Source organism: Pseudoalteromonas sp. MQS005 (assembly GCF_001661605.1).
Taxonomy (GTDB): Bacteria; Pseudomonadota; Gammaproteobacteria; order Enterobacterales; family Alteromonadaceae; genus Pseudoalteromonas; species Pseudoalteromonas tetraodonis.
Map to the genome: position 1 here is coordinate 1 of NZ_LYRQ01000054.1, position 19,947 is coordinate 19,947.

Below are 19,947 nucleotides of genomic sequence, written 5' to 3' on the forward strand. Positions count from 1 at the left end.
CTTGAATGGAGTAAAAGCTCACTAATTTTTAAATTATTAGATTCTATTTTTAATAATAGTAATACGCTTTGTATATAACGAAATTCGTTAACTTTAAGGAAGCTGACAATGAAAAACCGATCATTTACTAAAAAAGCACTTGTTGGATTTATAAGTATGGCACTTATGTCTGGCTCTGCTTTTAGCCAAGAAAAACCACAAATGTCTAAGCCACAAGGTGCTGTTGGCATGGGTGAGGCTAAAATGGGCGCAACCAGAACAAACCAATTTTGGTGGCCAGATCAACTAAACCTATCTCCTCTTCGTGATCATGATCTACGTTCAAACCCTTATGGTGCAGACTTTAATTATGCAGAGGCATTTAACAGCCTAGATTTAGACACAGTAAAAAGTGATATTGACGCCCTACTTACGCAATCTCAAGACTGGTGGCCAGCGGATTTTGGTAACTATGGCCCATTTTTTATTCGTATGACATGGCACAGCGCAGGCACCTACCGTACGCTTGATGGCCGTGGTGGCGCAGGCGGTGGTCAACAACGTTTTGAGCCGCTTAACAGCTGGCCAGATAACGTAAGCTTGGATAAAGCGCGCCGTTTACTTTGGCCAATTAAACAAAAATACGGAGAAGCACTTTCATGGTCAGACTTAATCGTATTAGCAGGTAACGTTGCTCTAGAAAACATGGGATTTGAAACCTATGGTTTTGCCGGCGGGCGAACTGACGACTGGGAACCAGACATGGTTTACTGGGGTCCAGAAGTAGAAATGCTTGCCAGCGACCGTGAAGATGCCAGCGGCAAATTAGAACGCCCATTAGGTGCAACGCACATGGGTTTAATTTACGTAAATCCTGAAGGCCCTAAAGGGGTTCCTGATCCAATTGGGTCAGCTAAGAACATTCGCGTTGCGTTTTCTCGCATGGCGATGAACGATGAAGAAACACTGGCACTTATCGCCGGTGGTCACACCTTTGGTAAAATGCATGGTGCGCACAAACCTAAAGACTGTGTAGGTGCAGAGCCTGCTGCAGCCGGTATTGAAGAGCAAGGTTTAGGCTGGAAAAACAAATGTGGTAAAGGCCACTCTGAAGATACCGTATCTAGTGGTTTAGAAGGCGCATGGACACAAGCACCTACCCGCTGGTCATCACTGTACTTGAGCAACCTGCTTAACTTTGAGTGGAAACAAACTCGCAGCCCTGCAGGTGCCATTCAGTGGATCCCAACGGATGAATCGTTACACAACGCTGTACCTGACGCTCATATTAAAGGTAAGTTTAACGCACCAGTAATGACCACGGCCGACTTAGCGTTAAAATTTGATCCTGAATACCGCAAAATTGCTGAGCGCTTTTTAAATGACCCTAAAGAGTATCAACTTGCATTTGCTAAAGCATGGTACAAATTAACTCACAGAGATATGGGACCACCACGTAACTTTTTAGGTAAAGAAGTACCAAAAGACGACTTAATTTGGCAAGACCCAATTTCAGCAGAGACTAAATCAAACATTGATGCTGGTGCAGTAAAAGAGCTTAAAGCCGCTATTTTAGACTCAAACTTAAGTGTACCTGAGTTAGTACGTGTAGCCTGGGCTTCTGCTGCAAGTTACCGTGACTCTGATATGCGAGGCGGTGCCAACGGTGCACGCATTGCGCTTGCTCCACAAAAGGATTGGGCGGTAAATAATCCGGCCGAAACCGCAAAAGTACTTAACGTATTAAAAGCGATTCAAGCCGACTTTAATGATAGTTTCTTTAGCAAAAGCCAAGTGTCACTAGCCGACCTGATTGTGTTAGGTGGTAATGCAGCGATTGAAAAAGCAGCGAAAGATGCAGGTTACACAGTAGATGTACCGTTTAATGCTGGCCGTGGCGATGCTACGCAAGCGCAAACTGACGTTAATGCATTTAGTTTATTAGAGCTGCCAGCCGATGGCTTTAGAAACTACTTTGATGCAGAAAAAAGCTATAAATCGCCAACTGAAATGCTAATAGATAAAGCGGATCAGCTTGACCTAACCGTGCCAGAAATGACCGTGTTAGTAGGCGGCTTACGTTCGCTTGATGCAAACTACAAAGGCACTGACTACGGCGTATTTACTGACAAGCCAGGCACTCTAAATAACGACTTCTTTGTTAATTTATTAGATATGTCGACGGTTTGGAAAAAGTCATCAGATGCGGGGATTTATCAAGGCTTTGATCGTCAATCAGGCGAGCAAAAGTACACTGCTACTTCGGTTGATCTGATTTTTGGTTCAAATTCAGAACTACGTGCAGTTGCTGAGGTGTATGCCTTTGATACATCAAAGCAAAAGTTTGTAGAAGACTTTGTTGCGGCATGGACTAAAGTAATGAACTTAGACCGTTAATTACCATTAAGTAATACAACCATAGCGCTGCAATTAATTGCAGCGCTTTTTTATTATTAAGCTATTTTAAAGCAACCACTCGCTCGCGCAAATCATCGGCATTAACCTTCTGTGCAGCAACCATTTCACCAATAGTCACACTGACCAACGACCACTTTGGTCTAGGCAATCGCCACTTGGTTTTTCGACTAAACATACTGCCCCATAGTCCATCTAAATGGACAGGAATAACAGGCACCGGTGTGCGCTGAATTATTTTTTCAATGCCACGGCGAAATATATCAACCTCGCCATCTCCACTGAGCTTGCCTTCAGGAAAAATTCCCACCAGCTCTCCACGCTCTAGTGCCTGAGCGATATCGTCAAAGGCTTTATTAAACGCCTTAGGATTTGCTTTTTCACTATCAATTGGAATGGCTTTGGCCATTTTAAACAACCAATTAAGTGCTGGTGAATAATAAATAGGGGCAAACACGACAAACCGAATTGGCCTAGGTGACGCGGCTAAAATAAACATCCAATCAACAAAGCTAACATGGTTACTCACCACCACGGCAGCCCCATCATCGGGCATATTAAGCGTTCCCTTAGTGCGTACTCGATACATGCAAATCGCTAAAATATAAATAATAAAACGTAAGAAAAACTCAGGCACTTTGCTATATATGTACAGCGATATCAGTAAATTAAGCCCTGCTAATAACAACAGTAATTGTGAAATCTCCCAGTGTAAAAGCGTTAGGGTAACAATACTTAAAACAGCGCTGCCCACCATAAATAAGGCGTTTAGTACATTATTGGCAGCAATCACTCGTGAACGGCTATCTGGGTGAGTACGCTGCTGAATAAGTGCATACAGTGGCACCGTATAAAAACCCGCAGCTATACCAATACCAGCCATCCAAATAAAGTGCCAGAGCATATCGCCGGTATTAATCACTTGTTCAAGGGTAAGCAGCGATTCATTAGTTTGGCGATAAAACTCAATGCTTGGCTCTTGGCTTAATAAATATAAAAACAAGCTAATTAAAAGCGCCCCAAAAGGCACAATGCCTAACTCAATACGTGAGCGCGATAGCTTCTCACAAAGTAAAGACCCCAATGCAATACTCAACGAAAACACCACTAAAGCTGAGGTAACCACCAGCTCATCGCCTCCCATTACATGTTTTACATAGTTAGGGAGCGCGGTTAATATCACTGCACCAATCAGCCAAAACCAGCTGATCCCCAATACTGATTTACCCACTGACTCGGTTTGTGCGTTAAGCACATTAAATACACTTTTGGTCGAGGAAATAGGATTAAGCGATACCTTTAAATTAGCATCATTCGCAGCACTTTTTGGTATAAAACGACTACTCAAATAACCAATAACCGCCAGGCTCACTATTGCAATACTTATATAAACAGGGCCTGCAGCTTGGGTTATATAATAAGTGCCAAATACGGTGCCCAATAAAATAGCCACAAAGGTGCCAGATTCAACTAACCCATTAGCTTTGGTTAATTCATGAGGAGCCACATGCTGCGGTAAAATAGAGTATTTAAGTGGCCCAAAAAAAGTACTTTGTAAACCCATTAAAAACACAGTACCTAACATTAACCAAACCTGCTCGGTTAAAATAGATACCACGCCCACCAGCATTATTGGAATTTCGCAAAACTTTACGATGCTGATCAACTTTGATTTTTCCAACTTTTCTGCAATTTGACCAGCCATGCCCGAAAATAAAAAGAATGGCAAAATAAATAATCCCGCAGCCACGTTAGAATAAAAAGCACCATCGGCCACCGTAGCAGCCTGAAAAATTAAAATAAGGAGGATTGATTGCTTGTAAACATTGTCATTTAAAGCGGAGAAAAACTGTGTCACAAACAGAGGTAAAAACCGTTTACTGCTCAGTAAAGCTCCTTGATATTGTTGTTTATTTTCCTTCATTACGGTCTCTTAAAATTAGCTACAGCGTTTAGATTACCACTGTGTAAAAGAAATACGAACCCACTTTTTTAAGTACGTGCTCAAAAATATACCTAATCGCTAACACGCAATAAAAATGATTAACAAATGAACAATGCAGCTAAATCTTGCGTATAAGTTGTTTATGAGTTGTAAATAAAACATCTATGTTCTAAAACTAAAAGGTGACTAAAAAAGGAGCATCTTTATGCCAACTACAAACACAATAGACAAAGACACCAAATTCGCACGTTGTTTAGAGTGCAACAAAGTAAATACATTTGCCGCTTTTCATTGGCTTTCGTTAGCGTTTAAGGATATGGCGCGCGCGCCCATGCTGAGCTTAATTTACGGTTTAATCTTCACACTTATTCCCGTAGCGATTGTTTACTCTGTTGTACTTACCGACAGCCACCTTGCCATACTGCCAGCCACGGTTGCATTTGCCTTAATAGGTCCTGTGTTTGCGGTTGGTTTGTACGATGTGGCTTGGGAGCTTGAAAAAGGCCATAAACCTACTTTAAGCCATTCATTAAAATCGATGTTTCGTAACCCTGTAGGTGAGTGGGGTTTTGCCGTGTTACTTATGGTAATTATGATTATTTGGATGCGCTTAGCTGCAATTGTTCATGCATTGTACCCAAGCCATGCAAACCCAACATTTGAAGAGCTTTCGGCGTTTTTAACCATAGGCAGTATTATTGGCGGTATTTTACTGGTTAGTGTGTTTTCAATTTCGGCGTTCACCCCGCAAATTATGATGGAAAGACGCGTTGATATAATGACTGCCGTGGTTTCTTCAATACATGCAGTTAAAGAAAATTTTGCAGCCATGCTGGTGTGGTCTATTTGTATATTTGTACTTGTGGCACTGGGCTTTGCTGCGGGTGCCGCTGGATTCATTATTATTATGCCACTACTTAGTTACGCTAGTTGGCACGGTTACATTGCGGTTATTAAAACTAAAAAAGAACGTGGTTACGAATAACATTCACCCACAGTCATTTTTTATCACTTAATAAAACGCTTTAGGGCGTTTTATTAAGTGATACCTGTTTCCCTCCTGTGAATTAAATCTGCAAAAACCTTGATCTCAATAAGGTGCAAAGCTTAAAAAGCGCGCTAATATAATGTGATATACCACACGCTTTATAAAGGAATAAACATGAGTCAAAACGTTGCAGACTTAATGACACCTAACCCATTCTCAGTGAATATAAAAAGTACTTTGCACGACGCACATAATTTAATGAAAGAAAAAAATGTTCGTCACATTCCCGTTATCGACGAAGATGGCGCATTTGTTGGCATGCTTACGCAAAAAATTATGGTCGCCAAAGTAATGGGGATCATGGCTACTTTTGGCGCAAATGCACTACAACGCAAAGAAAAACTCACAAAAGTAGAAGATATTATGGTGAGTGACTTTATTAGTGTCACTCCAGCCCAGCCATTATCAGATGTGGTTAAGTTTTTTGTAGAGAATCGCCATGGCTGTATGCCTGTGGTTAGCGAGCAAGGTCAGCTGGTAGGTATTTTAACCTCTTCTGATTTTGTGCGCTTAGCTGCGGCGCTATTATCTTAACTTAATAGCACAATAAAAAATCTGCGTTTTGAATTTACCCAAAGCGCAGCTATTTTTATAAACAAATACCTACCCAGAAGCCTCTTCGTATATAGCTAAGTCACTAACAGCCTGTTATGGTAAGCAGCTCTTTTCAGCAGTTATTACTAAAAGGTAATTTGTCATATGGCTAATCAATTAAATGTATTGGGAACTCGCCTACAGCTATGTTGTGGCAATGGCGGCTATACTCGCGAAGGGTTTTGCTATGTGCCAGATTCAGACTTTGGTAATCACAGTGTGTGCGCCATTATGACCGACGAATTTTTGCAATTTTCTAAGGCGCAAGGTAACGATTTAATTAGCCCTAATCCTTTGTATGATTTTGCGGGCTTAAAAGCTGGCGATAAGTGGTGCTTATGTGCGATTCGTTGGTATCATGCCATTGCTGCAAATGTTGCTCCTCCTGTTGTACTTGAAGCAACAAACCAAAAAGCGCTAGATATTATTCCCCTTGAAGTATTAAAAGCACATCAATATACCGGGTAATGATTTGAGCGCTCAGCTTGCAATATTAAAGTATTATAACCACCCTTTATGTTTAAAAAATAAATAAGGGGCAAAGCCCGACAGCAACATAATGCCAATTGCAAATGGATAACCCCATTCCCATTGTAGCTCAGGCATTATATTAAAATTCATACCATATACACTAGCCACTACTGTAGGCGGTAAGAAAACCACTGAGGCAATAGAAAAGGTTTTAATAATTTGATTTTGTTCAATATTAATAAAGCCTTGTGTTGAATCCATCAAAAAGTTCACCTTGTCGAACAAAAAGGTACAGTGCGACATTAAAGTTTCTATATCGAGTACAATTTCTCGAAGAGATTCGCGCTCGTCATTTTGCGCGCCTATACGGCGTATTAAAAACGAAATATTGCGTCGCGTATCCATTAAACATAAACGCACTTTACCATTAGCATCTTCTAAGCGAGCTATGCGACCAACCGCCTCTTCTAAGTCTGAGTTATCTTCTTCAAGTACATAAGCACTGAGCTTCTCTAATTGATGATGCATGTCTTCGAGCATATCCGCGTGGTTTTCAACTTTTTGATCAAATAAAGTGATTAATAATTGTTTTGCTGTATCGCATGCCACCTGACCTTTGCGCGCTCTTAAGCGCAGTAGTCTAAAATCAGCCAATTCCTCATCACGAATAGTAAGTAAGCAATTGTTTTGCAACAAACAAGCTACCGTTACAGTATTAAATCGCCCTTCATTAGGTGACATAAACAATGCATGCACATGTAAACCTTCATTATCGATAAAGCACCTTGACGACGTTTCAATCTCTTCTACATCTACCGAATCTGGAAAAGTTATATTGAGCGTTTTTGCAAGCGCATTTTGCTCCTGCGGTGTTGGATTAATAGTATCAATCCAATGTGCATTCTTTATGGATACTTCAACAGGGGTATTAGGTAAAGGCGCTAACTCTTTGATCACTCCTTGCTCGATGGAAAAAAACCTCAACATACACTTCTCCTTTAATGAATCTTTAAGTTGAGTATATGTAACAGGACATTAATCAACAATGATAATACCTTCATTATAACCACTATAAAGGGCACGCTATTCGCTAACACTTTAAAGTACTGCTGTTTTGCAGAATTTACAAAAAAGTGCATATTTTTCATATGCACTTAATCTTACTGCTTTATCAAGTACTATAAATAAAAATTAAACTGCTATTTTTCAGTTAGTTAAAACTATATCACTATCGGCATGACGATTGCTTCTATAAATACAAGAGGTGTTCGTTATCGCAATTTAAATACTCACTAGAGTAAAGCGAGCACTATTTTTGAAATAGTAGGAGGAATCATGAGTAACAGTAATAATGCAAATAAAGTCGCTGAATTTACCGCTCCCGGTGTAAAAAACGAATCAGCAAATAAAGCAATATCTGTACTAGAAAATCGCATGGTAGCGCTAATTGATTTACAGCTAACTTTAAAACATATTCATTGGAATGTAGTAGGTCCAAACTTTATTGGCGTACATGAAATGCTAGACCCACAAGTAGAAACCGTCCGTGAAATGACCGACACCATAGCAGAACGTATTGCCACTTTAGGCGGTGTCCCAGTTGGCACACCAAAATCGATTGTTGAGCGTCGTACATGGGAAGATTATGCCATAGGTAAAGGCTTAGTAACTGAACACTTAGCCGCATTAGACAAAGTATATAACGGCGTTAATGGTGATCACCGTAAAGCCATAGAATCACTTGCTGAGCTTGATCCGGTATCTGAAGATATGATCATTGCGCAACTTGCAGAGCTTGAGCAATATCAGTGGTTTGTTCGCGCCCACATAGAATCATCAACTGGTCAATTGAATAGCTAATTTTTAAAGCAGTCATTTGACTTACAAAGCCCAGTAACTTGCTGGGCTTTTTTGTTTTTAAACTATATTCCTTTTATTAATACACTAGAAATCCCCCGATTTAGCACATATAACACGTTTAGTTACTATACTTATTATTAAAGAGAACTTACTATCGACTCCTAATTATTAGCAGGGAATTTGAAGTGTTGTCGCGTCTATATAGCTTTATGCCAGGTTTACACACCTTATTTAATTATCAACGCCAATGGTTTGCTGATGATGTGAGGGCGGCATTATCGGTTGCAGCCGTTGCTTTACCTGTTGCTATAGCTTATGCGCAACTTACAGGCGTTAATGCTGCAGTTGGCCTGTATTCTTGCGTATTACCTATGATGCTTTATGCACTTTTTGGTACCTCTAAACAGCTTATTATTGGCCCTGATGCCGCAACATGTGCGGTTATTGCAGCAGTTGTTACTCCACTTGCTGCAGGCGATAGCTTTAAACATTGGCAATTAGTGATCACCATGACCGCAATGACCGGTTTTTGGTGCTTTATTGCCAGCCGCTTTAAGCTAGGTGTATTAGCCGACTTTTTATCTAAACCAATTTTAATGGGGTTACTAAACGGTGTGGCTATTACCATTATTGTTGGTCAGTTTTCTAAAGTATTTGGCTTTACCTTTGATGAGCGCTACTTGCTTGAGCGTTTAGGTGGCGTTCCTACGTATTTATCGCAAACTCATATTCCCACCTTATTAATGGCTTTATTTACCCTCGGCGTTTACTTTGTGTTAAAGCGCTTAAAACCTACATGGCCAGCCTCTATGTTTGCCATTGCACTAGGTGCGGTATTCGTTTGGTTGTTTAATTTAGAGCAGTTTGAAATAAAAACCATAGGCACAGTAACCGGTGGTTTGCCTGTGTTTAACACCCCAGTATTTGACGTGGGTATTATTCGAGAACTTGTTGTACCGGCACTCAACTTAGCCATAGTTAGCTTTGTCAGCATGATGCTAACGGCGCGAAGCTTTGCAGCAAAGAATGGCTACGACATCGATGCCGATAAAGAATTTAGAGCCTTGGGCATCGCTAATTTAGCGTCAGCATTATCACAAGGCTTTGCCGTTAGTGGTGCCGACTCACGCACAGCCGTAAACGACGACTCTGGCGGAAAAACCCAATTAGTTTCGATTATAGCTGCCGCTATTATTGGCGTTATCGCTCTTTTTTTAACGGCGCCGCTTGAGTTTATTCCCAGTGCTGCACTCGGGATTGTATTAATAATTGCCTCTGTTCACCTGCTTGATTTAAAGGCAATCTGGCAATTAAAATTTAAAGATAAGCAGGCATTTTACTTAGCCTTAGCCACACTTTTTGCTGTGCTGTTTATTGGTGTTATACCAGGAATTACCCTTGCTGTATTACTAGGGTTATTTCAATTTATTCGAACTGTTATGCGCCCATCAGACACCATTTTAGGTGTGGATATAAAAGGCGTAGTAAGAAGCTTAGACGAAACAGATAAAGCCAAAGCAGTACAAGGGGTTTTTATATATCGTTTTAATTCTCCTTTAACCTATTTTAATGCCAGTTATTTTAAACGCCGCTTGTTAGAGCAATATGCAAGACAAAAAGACGACACGCAATGTGTCATTATTGATGCTGTGCCCTGCTTCACTCATCTTGATTTAAGCGTTATGGCCATGCTCGCAGACCTAGATGTGATTTTTAAAAAACGAGGTATTCGATTAGAGCTAGCGGGAAGAAAACGCCAGCTACTTTCTTGGTTTAAAACCGCTGGTATCGCCTCAGGTAAAGACGGTATTTATATTCATTCAGACTTATACATTGCCTTACAAAAAAACAGCGTCAGTCAGCATGTCGACGAGGTTACGATGTTTCAATCGCAAAACTCCGAAGAGATAAATGCAGGTAATAATTAGGGTTATTATTTTTCCTCAACTACACTAGGGTCTGTTGACCTTTGTGGATTAAAATTTGTTCAAACTAGGGGCGGTTTAATCGCGGCGCGAGGTTTGTAACCTAGTGGGCTAAGTAAAAACCGAGTAACAAAGAGTAAATCGTCCCTAGGCAGAACCCTTCGGGCAGCGCCTGTTTGGCATTGATGCTACGTTATCGCCTATTTATGGGGAATAACCACACCACATAGGCTCTGTCTTGCCTAAATACCAAACAGACTGCTGCAAATTTAACCTTGAAAGGTCAACAGACCCTAGATGAGTCATTTATTGTGAATGACTCTTTATAAAAACAATAGAGTGTTCAAGCATTTTAATAAATCAACACTTGATAATAAGCGTAGCCTTATTACCTTTTCTTGCTACTTACTAAGCCTTAAAAATACAAACAATAGCCAGATGCAAATATCATACAGCGCAGTAAATACATAGTTTAGTCGCTAATGCGGTCGCTTTTAGTTTTAGCTAATTAGCCATAAGTAAACCTAATGAAAGACAAAGGAGCTACCATGAAATATACATTAATAATTTTATGCTTAATTGCACTTGCAGGTTGCGATAGAGGCGTTGATTCTCCAAGAGGATTTAGCTTACCAGAGGGAAATGCTGAAAAAGGTAAAGCCGTTTTTATAAAGTATGAGTGTTTGGCATGCCATACACTTGCAGGCGTAGAAGATGACAGTATAAAAAAACATGACGATATTTCTATCAGACTAGGCGGTAATAAAACCAAAATAGTCACTTATGCTGAGTTAGTTACATCGGTTATTAACCCTTCTCACCGCTTTTCAAGGCCTTACAGAGCTGATGCTAGAACCCCCGATGGAGCATCTAAAATGACGGTATTTAACGACACCATGACCGTTTCTGAACTCACTGATTTAGTGACCTTTTTACAACCAAATTATAAGCTTATTCCTTATCACAGAACGAAGTACTCAGATTACAAATAAATACTTATAAGTAAACATCAACAAAAAAGCCGTTATTAAACAACGGCTTTTATTATAGATTATGGATAACCCTATTCAGCATTAACCATGTCTTCAAACTTCATACCGGTTAACTTAGTCAGTACTTTAATTACATAAACAAAAATACCAATGAGCATGAGCATAGACGGAATAGCAATTACCGGATAACTCAATAGCGTCATTTCACCAAGCTGTTCGTTAAATTCAACGGAGCCTGCAGGGCTGGTAACAATCCATTTAGCAAGGATGTAATTCATCGTAGATGAAAACACAAAGGTAAGCGCTAAGAGGTAATTAGCATTGGTGATTTTTTGTTTAAAGCTCTGTGTATTGCCCCGTGCATCTAAGGCATCGTAAATAGCGTCTAGCTTAAATAAAAGTGAGTTTAATAAAAGTTTGGCTAGCAGGGGTTTACCAAAAAAGCCCGACATCAGCACGGTAAAACCAATGATTGCCGGAATAGCCGCTTCTTTAATAGCTAACCACTCAACGTTTAGCTCAAACAAGGCAATACCACCGGTAAGCAAAGTACTTAAAAAACCTAAAAGCGAGATGAAGTTTAATGAGCCCGCTTTAATAAAATCATAAATCCCATAGCTAATGGGGAATATAAGCGCGACAATTAAGCCAGCCACACTGCCTAAATATTCAGGGCCAGAAAACTTCATTAAAATGACTGAAGGGATGATGATATTAAATACTATTTCGATAAGCGGATTATTTTTTTTACGCTTATTTGTAGCTTGATTATTACTGGTCATTTTTAGTTCCAAAAAATATTACTGCTGCCATTAATTTCCCCTAATGTGGAATAAATAATGCTAAATATTGCTTCTTTGCATAATACCCGCAATAAGCCCGCTATTCTAGCATGGCACTTAGTCATATTATTTTATTATGTAGCGCTTACTCTGCAGTAAAATAGGTATAAATTGAGACGTTAATTAAATCACCAGTCGTATTTTCAGCCCTCAAAGACTATATTAGAACTACAAAAAATAAATTAGTTTAAAGTCATGCTCAGTAGTAAGTATTTATCTACATCGTACTTTTGGTTATTTTTATTGATGGTTTGTGTGCATCAAAAGGCCGCTGCCAAACAAATTATTGCTGTTGCCGAATTAAGTGGACTGTTTCAACACGCTGCTAATAATCAACACCAAGGGGTTTATCATGCGTTATTAACCAAAGCACTCGCAGATGCAAAACTGAGTGATCAATACATAATTGAAGTCATGCCAATGAAACGCGCTAAGCTTGAGTTTTTAAAACAAACTGTTGCTTGCTATGCACCAGGTGAGGACACCTTTGATGGCTCAGAAGGGATTACATTACCTAAAAACATTTTACACAGCACACCTTTTAACAAAGCACTGATCAAAGTGGTTTCTAATAACCCAAAGCGAGTTATTTCAAACGTAGGCCAAATTAATAACAGCGATATTATTAGCATTGTTCGAGGGGTGCCCAGTAGTCGTGAGCTAGATAGAATAAAAGAAAAAGCCAAAATAGTAATTGAAGTAAATAGCGAAATGGAAAGCTTACAACTTTTATTACTCGGGCGAGTAGACTTAATATTAGCGTTTTACCCCGATATTAACTTTGCCTATAAAGCGTTAAATATACACCCCCATCTACCCTATAGTAATAACTACTCACCGGTGAGCATTAACGATAATATTATTTGCCACCCAAGCTATAAAAAAGACTTTGAAAAAATAAACAAAAAAATTACCGAATATCTGCAAAACGGTGAAATGAAAATATTATTAAATGATTATTTTATTCATTAACCTCTATTTAAAGCCTGCATAGGGTTGCGCCATATAAAACTCCCTTTTACAGCTTGGAAAACCTTCTCGCTTGCTCTAGTATCTAGTTGTCTTAGCTCATAATTTGCATTTTAATGAAATCATTTCCGTCACTGTACTTTGCCAATTTATTTTTAATTATTGGTACCGGTTTACTTACTACCTATTTAGCGCTTTATTTAGGTAAACAAGGCACGTCTACGTTTTGGATAGGCTTAATGACCTCGTGTTATTACCTTGGCTTATTACTGGGTTCAAAACTTGGCTATCATCTTATTAAATCGGTAGGTCACATCAGAACCTTTGCCGCCAGTACTGCTGCAGTGACAGCCTGTGTGGCTGCTCACGGCGTGAGTGATAATCTTTATATATGGTTAGGCCTTAGGCTTTTTGTTGGCTTAGGTATGATGTGTAATTACATGGTGCTAGAAAGCTGGCTGAATGAACAGTCAGCCCCCGAATCACGCGGCCGCGTATTCTCGTTTTATATGATCACTTCATACTTGGGGATGATTTTAGGGCAATTAGCGCTCGCACAATTTCCTGAGCTAGGTTATGCGCCGCTATTTTTGGTGTGCATGGCGTTAGCAATCGGTATTATTCCTATTTCTATCACCCGTAGAATTCACCCAAAACCCTTAAAACCGATAAAAATGAGCCTATTTGATTACGCTAAAAAAGTGCCACAATCGCTTACCGCGGTCCACTTTGCAGGCATTATCAATGGTAGCTTTTATGGTCTAGCACCTATTTTTGCTAAGCTATCTGGCTTTAACGCCGCTGAAATTGCTATTTTTATGTCGCTAACTATTTTAGCCGGCCTGCTAGCACAGTGGCCAATGGGCATGCTTTCTGACCGTATTCGCCGTAGTTTATTAATTCGTACTAATGCCATAGCCATAGGCATTGTGAGTTTGGCATTGTTTTTATTACCAAGCTCACAGTTAATTGCTTACATACTCACCTTTATATTTGGTTTGTTTGCCTTTACTTTATATCCGCTTTGTTCGGCATTGGCCAATTCGCGAGTTGAAGACGAAGAACGCGTGGGCGTGTCATCAGCGTTATTGGTTGCTTTTGGCGCCGGTGCAGCAATAGGCTCAACAGTTAACGCACAGATCATGAGCTACTTTGGTCACCAAGCATTGTATGCGTCTATTTCGCTATTAACCGTAACCATGTATTTATTACTCACGTTTATTAATTCTAAACAAAAAGTAGAGCAGCCTGAACCCAGTGATTATGTGGTCGGTACTTCAGATGTAACTAACTCGCCACTGGCAGCGACTATGGATCCGCGTATTGAAGAAACTACCGCGCAAGATCAAATGTTGGTTGTAGATGACGAAGAAATAGACGATGAGTTTTTTGAACATCCCCAAGGGGAGCTATTTAAAGATCTAGAAAACGAGCAAAATATGAAAAGTTAAACTTCCATTCGAAGCATTGATAAGAATCATAAAAAAGGGGGACTCCCCCTTCTTTGTTGATTTAATACTTAAAAACTTTATTGGCTTATCTGTGGCTTAAGATCGCTTAAATCTAAATGGATAGTCATTTCAAAATTCTCAGGCTGCACAGCAACATCACTTAAACCTGTTCTCGCAAAATAATCTTCAAAGCCTTGCTGATATTTAGCCGAAAACTGCGTATACGCGCTAATAAACAAACTTAGCTTTTTAGCTATTATTGGATAGGTAGCGGCAAGCTCCCGCAATTTTTCAGGTTCAGCAAAGGCAAATTCAGCATAAATATTAAAGTCGTTCACAATATTAGTTTTACCATAATCAGATAAGAAACCTGCGTTATAATCGGGTGCAGATTTATACTTTGTAAGCGCATCAAAATTAGATGCTGCGGGTTTCCAACCTTTTGGAAGTAAGGTTTGCCATGCGAATATAACAATCCTCAAATATGGTCTCAATTCGAGGAGTTAACAAAAAACCTAATAAAGCTGCGAAATTCAAATAACTTTTAACCCGTCAAATACAAAAGTAAAACTTTGAAGATTAAAGGCTTGGGAGAGTTTAAATGAAAAAAATACTATTCCTATTATTAACCTTGATATTTGTATCTGCTTGCGATGTGCAACAAAGCGAGCCTGAAATACCGAATAAGCCTAGTGAAGTACCAGATAAAGCATTTTGGGTCGGTGGTTTAGACGGCGGTGTATTTGTGCTAATAGAAAAAAATAAAAATTTAGAAGCAAATGAATATCTAGGTGAAATATATTATGTATCCGGAGATATAGCGTATAAAGGAAAAATGAGTATATTGCCAAAAGATAGTGCCATTATAGATTATATGAACCCTAAAACTTACCAAGGGTGGGATGGAGATACCTTGTATGTTTTAGGGAATAAGCAACTCAAAGTTCAAGAGTAAGCCTACAAAACAAAAAAGCCTGCAGATTTGCAGGCTTTAAATTCAATCACTTTGTTGGGTTTCGCTACGCTCTACCCAACCTACAACACAATCAAGCTCGTTACTAAGTAAGCCACAAACGTTAGGCCGCCGCCTACTAATGCATAGGGTAACTGGGTTTTAACGTGGGTGAGTAAATCACAACCCGAGGCGATGGCAGATACCGCGCTGGTGTCGGATATTGGGGAACAATGATCGCCAAAAATACCGCCGCCTAAAATAGCGCCTACCACCAGCGATGGCGGTAAACCAAGCGCTTGAATAAGCGGTACACCAATGGGGATGAGGATGGCAAACGTGCCCCACGAGGTGCCTGTAGTAAACGACATAACCGCACCTGTTAAAAACAGCACTGGCACTATTAAATATATCGGTAAATAATCGCCAACCAAAGATGCCACAAACACGCCTGTACCTAGCTCTTTTAAGCTTGCACCCAGTGTAAGCGACAACAGCACTATGGCCACTAACGGCATTAATTCGCCCATGCCTTTAAAGCCGGTATCAACAAGTTGGTGGTGGGTAAATTGGCGCGAACTAATCATTAAACAATAGGCTACAACAATAGCCAACACCGTGGCGTACAATACTGATTTTGAACCGCTGCCCTCGGCAAGTACGCCGTTACCGGTATAAAACATAAAGCCAACCATACTAACAATTAACGTTGACAGTGGCACTAGCATAAAGCGTGCTTTAGAGCCTTTTACTTCTTCTTTTAGCTCGGTTGTTTGTAGCTCTAGTTTTTGTTCAGCCACTTTCATTGGGCCATGTACTTTATCAAAGGCAATGGTATAAAAAACAATAACCAAGGTGATTATGGCGTAAAAGTTATAGCCTACACTGCCCCACAGCACCGATACGGCCGACTCGCCTAATTCGTAATTACCTAGCAAGCCCAGTACGAATGCACCCCAGCCGTTTAGTAATATTAAAATACACACAGGGGCGCTGGTGCTATCGATTATGTAGGCTAAACGCGCGCGGCTCATTTTAAATTTGTCGAACAGGCCGCGAGATAAAATACCCGAGGTAAGCACACTTAAGTTTGACTCTATAAATACCGCAACGCCGGTAAACATAGTTAAAAAGCCCACTTGGCGCTTACTTTTAGCAACGCCTTTGTTCATCAGTAAATTAACAGTAGCAGCAACACCGCCAGATTCGCGAATATAGGCAAGTAAGGCGCCTATTAAAATACTAAAGATGAGTATGCGGGTATTACCGGGAGAACTGGCCACAGCAACTATGCGCTCAATGCTATTTAAAAACGTAGTAAATACGCTATTTCCTTCACCCTGAATGGCCAGTAAAAACTCTGATGAAGCCACTGCCACCAAAAGAGCCATAATCACTTCTTTACGCCAAAACACGATAGCAATGGCAATCAGTGGCGGTAAAATAGAATACCAATGCATAAACAAACCTTATTTATTTTTATAATGACGACGCTTTACTTAACTTAATAGATATAAGCACTTAAGTCACTTATTAACACTTATTGATTTAATAATGCCTCATAAACAAGCGACACAATAGAGCCATATTGCGCTGTTTCAAAATTTTTCCCTACGAATTGATAGCGCTTTTCAGTGCCTTTAATAGGAGTATGCCGCGCATTAGTCAGTAAAATAATGGCCAAATCGTAAGCCGGATCAATCACGGTGACTGTGCCTGTCCACCCTGTGTGGCCATAGGCCTGAGCGCTGGCATAAGGGCCAAAGTGCCAACGCCGCGCTTGGTTATTTCCAGCAAGACGAAAGCCTAACCCGTAGGTTTCATCACTGCTTTGTGGCGTTAAAAATTGCGCTAAGCTACTAGCGTTAAAAATTTGCGTATCGCCATAACCACCTTTGTTAAGTAGAACTTGGCACAGCACAGCTAAATCGGGAGCGTTACTAAATAATCCCGCATGGCCTGCAACACCATCGAGCGAATAATAAGCACGTTCGTCATGCACCTGCCCTTGCAGTACATTGGTGCGAATATTATCAAAATGAATACGCCCATCTCGAGTATTACCGCTAAGCTCCGTGGCAGCAAACTGCTGACGATTAAAACCTTTTTTAAGCGGATTAAATAAGGTGTTATTGAGTTTTAAAGGCGCGTAAATATGCTGCTCTAGGTATTCATCGAGTGGTTGGCCGCTAATTCGCTCAATTAAAACCCCTAAAATCATGTAATCAATATCAGAGTAAACATGCGGCGCTGTAGGTTCAGCGGTTAATGGCACACTTGTTAATAATAGCTGTTTAGTGGTTTCGCTTGTTTGTGAGAAAAACGCATCGCCGTAAGCCGTGTCTTTTCGATGAAAATCAAACACTGGCGGATAACCGGCACTATGAGTTAGTAAGTCTTTTACTTGGCGGTGCTCTCGGCCGCCTCCCTGATACTCTTTTAGGTATGAATGCACCGTATGATTTATGTTTAACTGCCCCTCGCTGACCAATTTCATTAATGCAAAGTTAGTAGCAAATATTTTAGTATTTGAGGCTAAGTCAAATAAGGTATTGGTTTGCATAGGCTCTGGGCGCAGTAGCATTAAATCACTTTGCTGATATTGTTTTGCATCGCCATACGCGGTTAATTTTAATACCTTACCCGCTTTAACAACCGCTAGTACTGCTCCTGGAAAGCCTGCTTTTATATCGTTTTCAATTAAGGTATCAACTTGGCTAAAGTCGATTTCTTTTGTGGCGGTATTTTCTAAGGTAGCAAATGCAAAGCGCAGGGTTAAACTGCCGCCAGCAGGTTGAATATTCTCTACCTTAAAGGTGTTCACGCCGTTATGCGTATAGTGCCCTAAATTAAAGTCGTACTCGGTGTTAGCGCGTAAAGGCTCATTAAGAGAGAGCTTTTTATTATTGATGTATATATCGGCGCTAACCGCACTGACATTTTGTAGCAATAGTTCTCCACGGCCCCGGTAGGCTTTAAAAGTGCCGCGGTTATTTACATATTCTCTGCTGCTAGGATTTGGCTCAGGAAAGGTAGCAATCACCTGCGCATTAGCTAACGCGTTGATATGATTAACCGTTAAAGGGCGCTCTGATTTAATTGCTGTAGAGCGACTACAGCCAGCAATAATAATGCTCAGCAGCAATATAACTACTTTATAGTACGTTTTATTATTTATCATTTTTAAAGCCCAATGCACGCATCCCTTTTATTAATACAGCAAATAAGGCGCTCTTTGCTGTTTAAACTGTTTAAGCCCGGCTTGCCAACTTTGTTTAATTTCCTCAGCTGAGTGCCCTGCTTCTATGGCGAGCCTTAATTTATCGGTACCTGCGAGCTTATCCATAAAATCGGCACGTTCAAAAAACACCTGCTTAGCCTGTGTAAGCTGCTGGTAAGCATTAATTAAATAATTTAAGTTTAAGCCTGTGATATTACTATGGCGTAAATCAATCCCTTTCACTAGCTGGTCTTTAAATTTAGGATTAAGCGCTGCGCCTTTTATTGAACGCGGGGTAAAGCTAAAGTCCCCAAGTGCTACTGGTGAATAACCAATAACCTGAAAGGCAAAGTCAGTTCCTCTACCTATACTAATAGGAGTGGCTTCAAAAAAGCAAAGTGATGGATAAAGCGCAATTGATTGATCGTTGGGTAAATTAGGGCTTGGTTTTACCGGCAAACTGTATGACGTTGTGCGGGTGTAGCCGGCAACAGGGATCACGTTTAGCTTTAAATCACGAGCCTGATTGATCCACCCCTCACCTTTGATCATGTTAGCAAGCTCGCCTACCGTCATACCATGCAGTACAGGGATTGGGTGCATACCCACAAACGATTTAAATTCTGCTTCTAATAATGGGCCGTCAATGTGGCTAATATTAGGATTTGGCCTATCGAGTACTATAAATTCAACACCTTGCTCTGCCGCGGCTTCCATCATGTAATGCATAGAGCTTATGTAGGTATAAAAACGTACGCCCACGTCTTGAATATCAAAAATTATCACATCAACATTTTGCAATGACTCGGGGGTTGGCTTTTTGTGTTTACCGTAAATAGAAATAAGCGCAATACCAGTTTTGCTATCAACGGCGTTTTGTACATGAGCACCGGCATCGTGATCGCCTCGAAAGCCATGCTCAGGTGCAAAAATTTTAGTGATGTTGATGTTTTTAGCCAGCAAGCTATCAACTAAATGCGTTTGCCCCACAAGAGAGGTTTGGTTAACCACCAGCCCTACACGTTTGTTTTTTAATTGGGGTGCATACATAGCAAATTGCTCTGCACCTACGGCGATTGCATGTTTAGTCTCATTTGCATGTGTAGCAACGGTAAAAAGTGCACTTAGTATAAAAAAGAAGGTAAAAAACACGGTTTTAAACATACAGCAAGATCCTTTTAAACAAGGCATTTAAAATAACACAGCTAAGTTTAAAGAGCAGCTTAGGTTTTAAGAATTAGCGGTCAGCGGTCAGCGGTCAGCGGTCAGCGGTCAGCGGTCAGC

General features: G+C 40.3%; 17 protein-coding genes. 10 read left to right on the plus strand and 7 right to left on the minus strand.

Annotated features, from left to right (window positions below; translation table 11 throughout):
* Nucleotides 1-108: 108 nt before the first annotated feature.
* Nucleotides 109-2,376, plus strand: coding sequence for a catalase/peroxidase HPI (gene katG, locus A9479_RS16090; RefSeq protein ID WP_064664004.1), 2,268 nt, complete (start codon nucleotides 109-111; stop codon nucleotides 2,374-2,376).
* 61 nt (nucleotides 2,377-2,437) lie between these two features.
* Here katG and A9479_RS16095 read toward each other — a convergent pair whose 3' ends face one another.
* Nucleotides 2,438-4,318 (minus strand): MFS transporter, encoded by a 1,881-nt coding sequence (locus A9479_RS16095; RefSeq protein WP_058155206.1) that lies wholly within the window; start codon nucleotides 4,316-4,318, stop codon nucleotides 2,438-2,440.
* A 226-nt stretch (nucleotides 4,319-4,544) separates the two neighbouring features.
* On the opposite strand from A9479_RS16095, the gene A9479_RS16100 reads away from it, so the two are divergent.
* The 3 genes from A9479_RS16100 to A9479_RS16110 all read left to right on the plus strand — a co-directional run bounded on the left by A9479_RS16100 (nucleotide 4,545) and on the right by A9479_RS16110 (nucleotide 6,449).
* The gene (locus A9479_RS16100) at nucleotides 4,545-5,324 is read left to right on the plus strand and encodes a DUF2189 domain-containing protein (RefSeq protein ID WP_013465783.1); all 780 of its coding nucleotides are present in this window, start codon (nucleotides 4,545-4,547) and stop codon (nucleotides 5,322-5,324) included.
* 177 nt (nucleotides 5,325-5,501) lie between these two features.
* A complete protein-coding gene (locus A9479_RS16105) occupies nucleotides 5,502-5,921 on the plus strand; it encodes an HPP family protein (protein WP_016900499.1) in 420 nt (139 codons plus the stop codon).
* Nucleotides 5,922-6,086: 165 nt separating this feature from the next.
* Complete coding sequence (locus A9479_RS16110) at nucleotides 6,087-6,449, plus strand: DUF2237 family protein (RefSeq protein ID WP_016900500.1); 363 nt, start codon at nucleotides 6,087-6,089, stop codon at nucleotides 6,447-6,449.
* 33 nt (nucleotides 6,450-6,482) lie between these two features.
* Here A9479_RS16110 and corA read toward each other — a convergent pair whose 3' ends face one another.
* Complete coding sequence (corA, locus tag A9479_RS16115; protein WP_064664005.1) at nucleotides 6,483-7,439, minus strand: magnesium/cobalt transporter CorA; 957 nt, start codon at nucleotides 7,437-7,439, stop codon at nucleotides 6,483-6,485.
* Nucleotides 7,440-7,787: 348 nt separating this feature from the next.
* Here corA and dps point away from each other — a divergent pair, with 348 nt between their 5' ends.
* The 3 genes from dps to A9479_RS16130 all read left to right on the plus strand — a co-directional run bounded on the left by dps (nucleotide 7,788) and on the right by A9479_RS16130 (nucleotide 11,229).
* Nucleotides 7,788-8,312, plus strand: a complete 525-nt coding sequence (gene dps / locus A9479_RS16120) for a DNA starvation/stationary phase protection protein Dps (protein ID WP_013465787.1) — start codon at nucleotides 7,788-7,790, stop codon at nucleotides 8,310-8,312.
* Between the two features lie 185 nt (nucleotides 8,313-8,497).
* Nucleotides 8,498-10,240, plus strand: a complete 1,743-nt coding sequence (locus A9479_RS16125; RefSeq protein ID WP_064664006.1) for a SulP family inorganic anion transporter — start codon at nucleotides 8,498-8,500, stop codon at nucleotides 10,238-10,240.
* A gap of 545 nt (nucleotides 10,241-10,785) precedes the next feature.
* Nucleotides 10,786-11,229, plus strand: a complete 444-nt coding sequence (locus A9479_RS16130) for a c-type cytochrome (RefSeq protein WP_064664007.1) — start codon at nucleotides 10,786-10,788, stop codon at nucleotides 11,227-11,229.
* Between the two features lie 71 nt (nucleotides 11,230-11,300).
* Here A9479_RS16130 and A9479_RS16135 read toward each other — a convergent pair whose 3' ends face one another.
* Nucleotides 11,301-12,011, minus strand: coding sequence for a VC0807 family protein (locus A9479_RS16135; protein ID WP_064664008.1), 711 nt, complete (start codon nucleotides 12,009-12,011; stop codon nucleotides 11,301-11,303).
* Between the two features lie 255 nt (nucleotides 12,012-12,266).
* On the opposite strand from A9479_RS16135, the gene A9479_RS16140 reads away from it, so the two are divergent.
* Entirely contained in the window at nucleotides 12,267-13,043 is a 777-nt protein-coding gene (locus tag A9479_RS16140) for a hypothetical protein (protein ID WP_064664009.1), read from the plus strand.
* 113 nt (nucleotides 13,044-13,156) lie between these two features.
* Nucleotides 13,157-14,491 (plus strand): MFS transporter, encoded by a 1,335-nt coding sequence (locus tag A9479_RS16145; RefSeq protein ID WP_058155210.1) that lies wholly within the window; start codon nucleotides 13,157-13,159, stop codon nucleotides 14,489-14,491.
* 77 nt (nucleotides 14,492-14,568) lie between these two features.
* Here the strand turns inward: A9479_RS16145 and A9479_RS16150 are convergent, their stop codons facing one another.
* Nucleotides 14,569-14,973 (minus strand): hypothetical protein, encoded by a 405-nt coding sequence (locus A9479_RS16150; RefSeq protein WP_231893585.1) that lies wholly within the window; start codon nucleotides 14,971-14,973, stop codon nucleotides 14,569-14,571.
* Between the two features lie 119 nt (nucleotides 14,974-15,092).
* Here A9479_RS16150 and A9479_RS16155 point away from each other — a divergent pair, with 119 nt between their 5' ends.
* The gene (locus A9479_RS16155; protein ID WP_016900518.1) at nucleotides 15,093-15,446 is read left to right on the plus strand and encodes a hypothetical protein; all 354 of its coding nucleotides are present in this window, start codon (nucleotides 15,093-15,095) and stop codon (nucleotides 15,444-15,446) included.
* Between the two features lie 80 nt (nucleotides 15,447-15,526).
* Here the strand turns inward: A9479_RS16155 and A9479_RS16160 are convergent, their stop codons facing one another.
* From A9479_RS16160 to A9479_RS16170, 3 genes are all read right to left on the minus strand, one after another.
* Nucleotides 15,527-16,903: a Na+/H+ antiporter NhaC family protein gene (locus A9479_RS16160; protein WP_064664010.1), complete on the minus strand. Its 1,377-nt coding sequence runs from the start codon at nucleotides 16,901-16,903 to the stop codon at nucleotides 15,527-15,529.
* An 80-nt stretch (nucleotides 16,904-16,983) separates the two neighbouring features.
* Complete coding sequence (pbp4b, locus tag A9479_RS16165) at nucleotides 16,984-18,624, minus strand: penicillin binding protein PBP4B (RefSeq protein WP_064664012.1); 1,641 nt, start codon at nucleotides 18,622-18,624, stop codon at nucleotides 16,984-16,986.
* Between the two features lie 30 nt (nucleotides 18,625-18,654).
* Nucleotides 18,655-19,827 carry an exo-beta-N-acetylmuramidase NamZ domain-containing protein gene (locus A9479_RS16170; RefSeq protein WP_064664011.1) on the minus strand — a complete coding sequence of 391 codons (1,173 nt, stop codon included), beginning with the start codon at nucleotides 19,825-19,827 and terminating at the stop codon, nucleotides 18,655-18,657.
* Nucleotides 19,828-19,947: the final 120 nt, after the last annotated feature.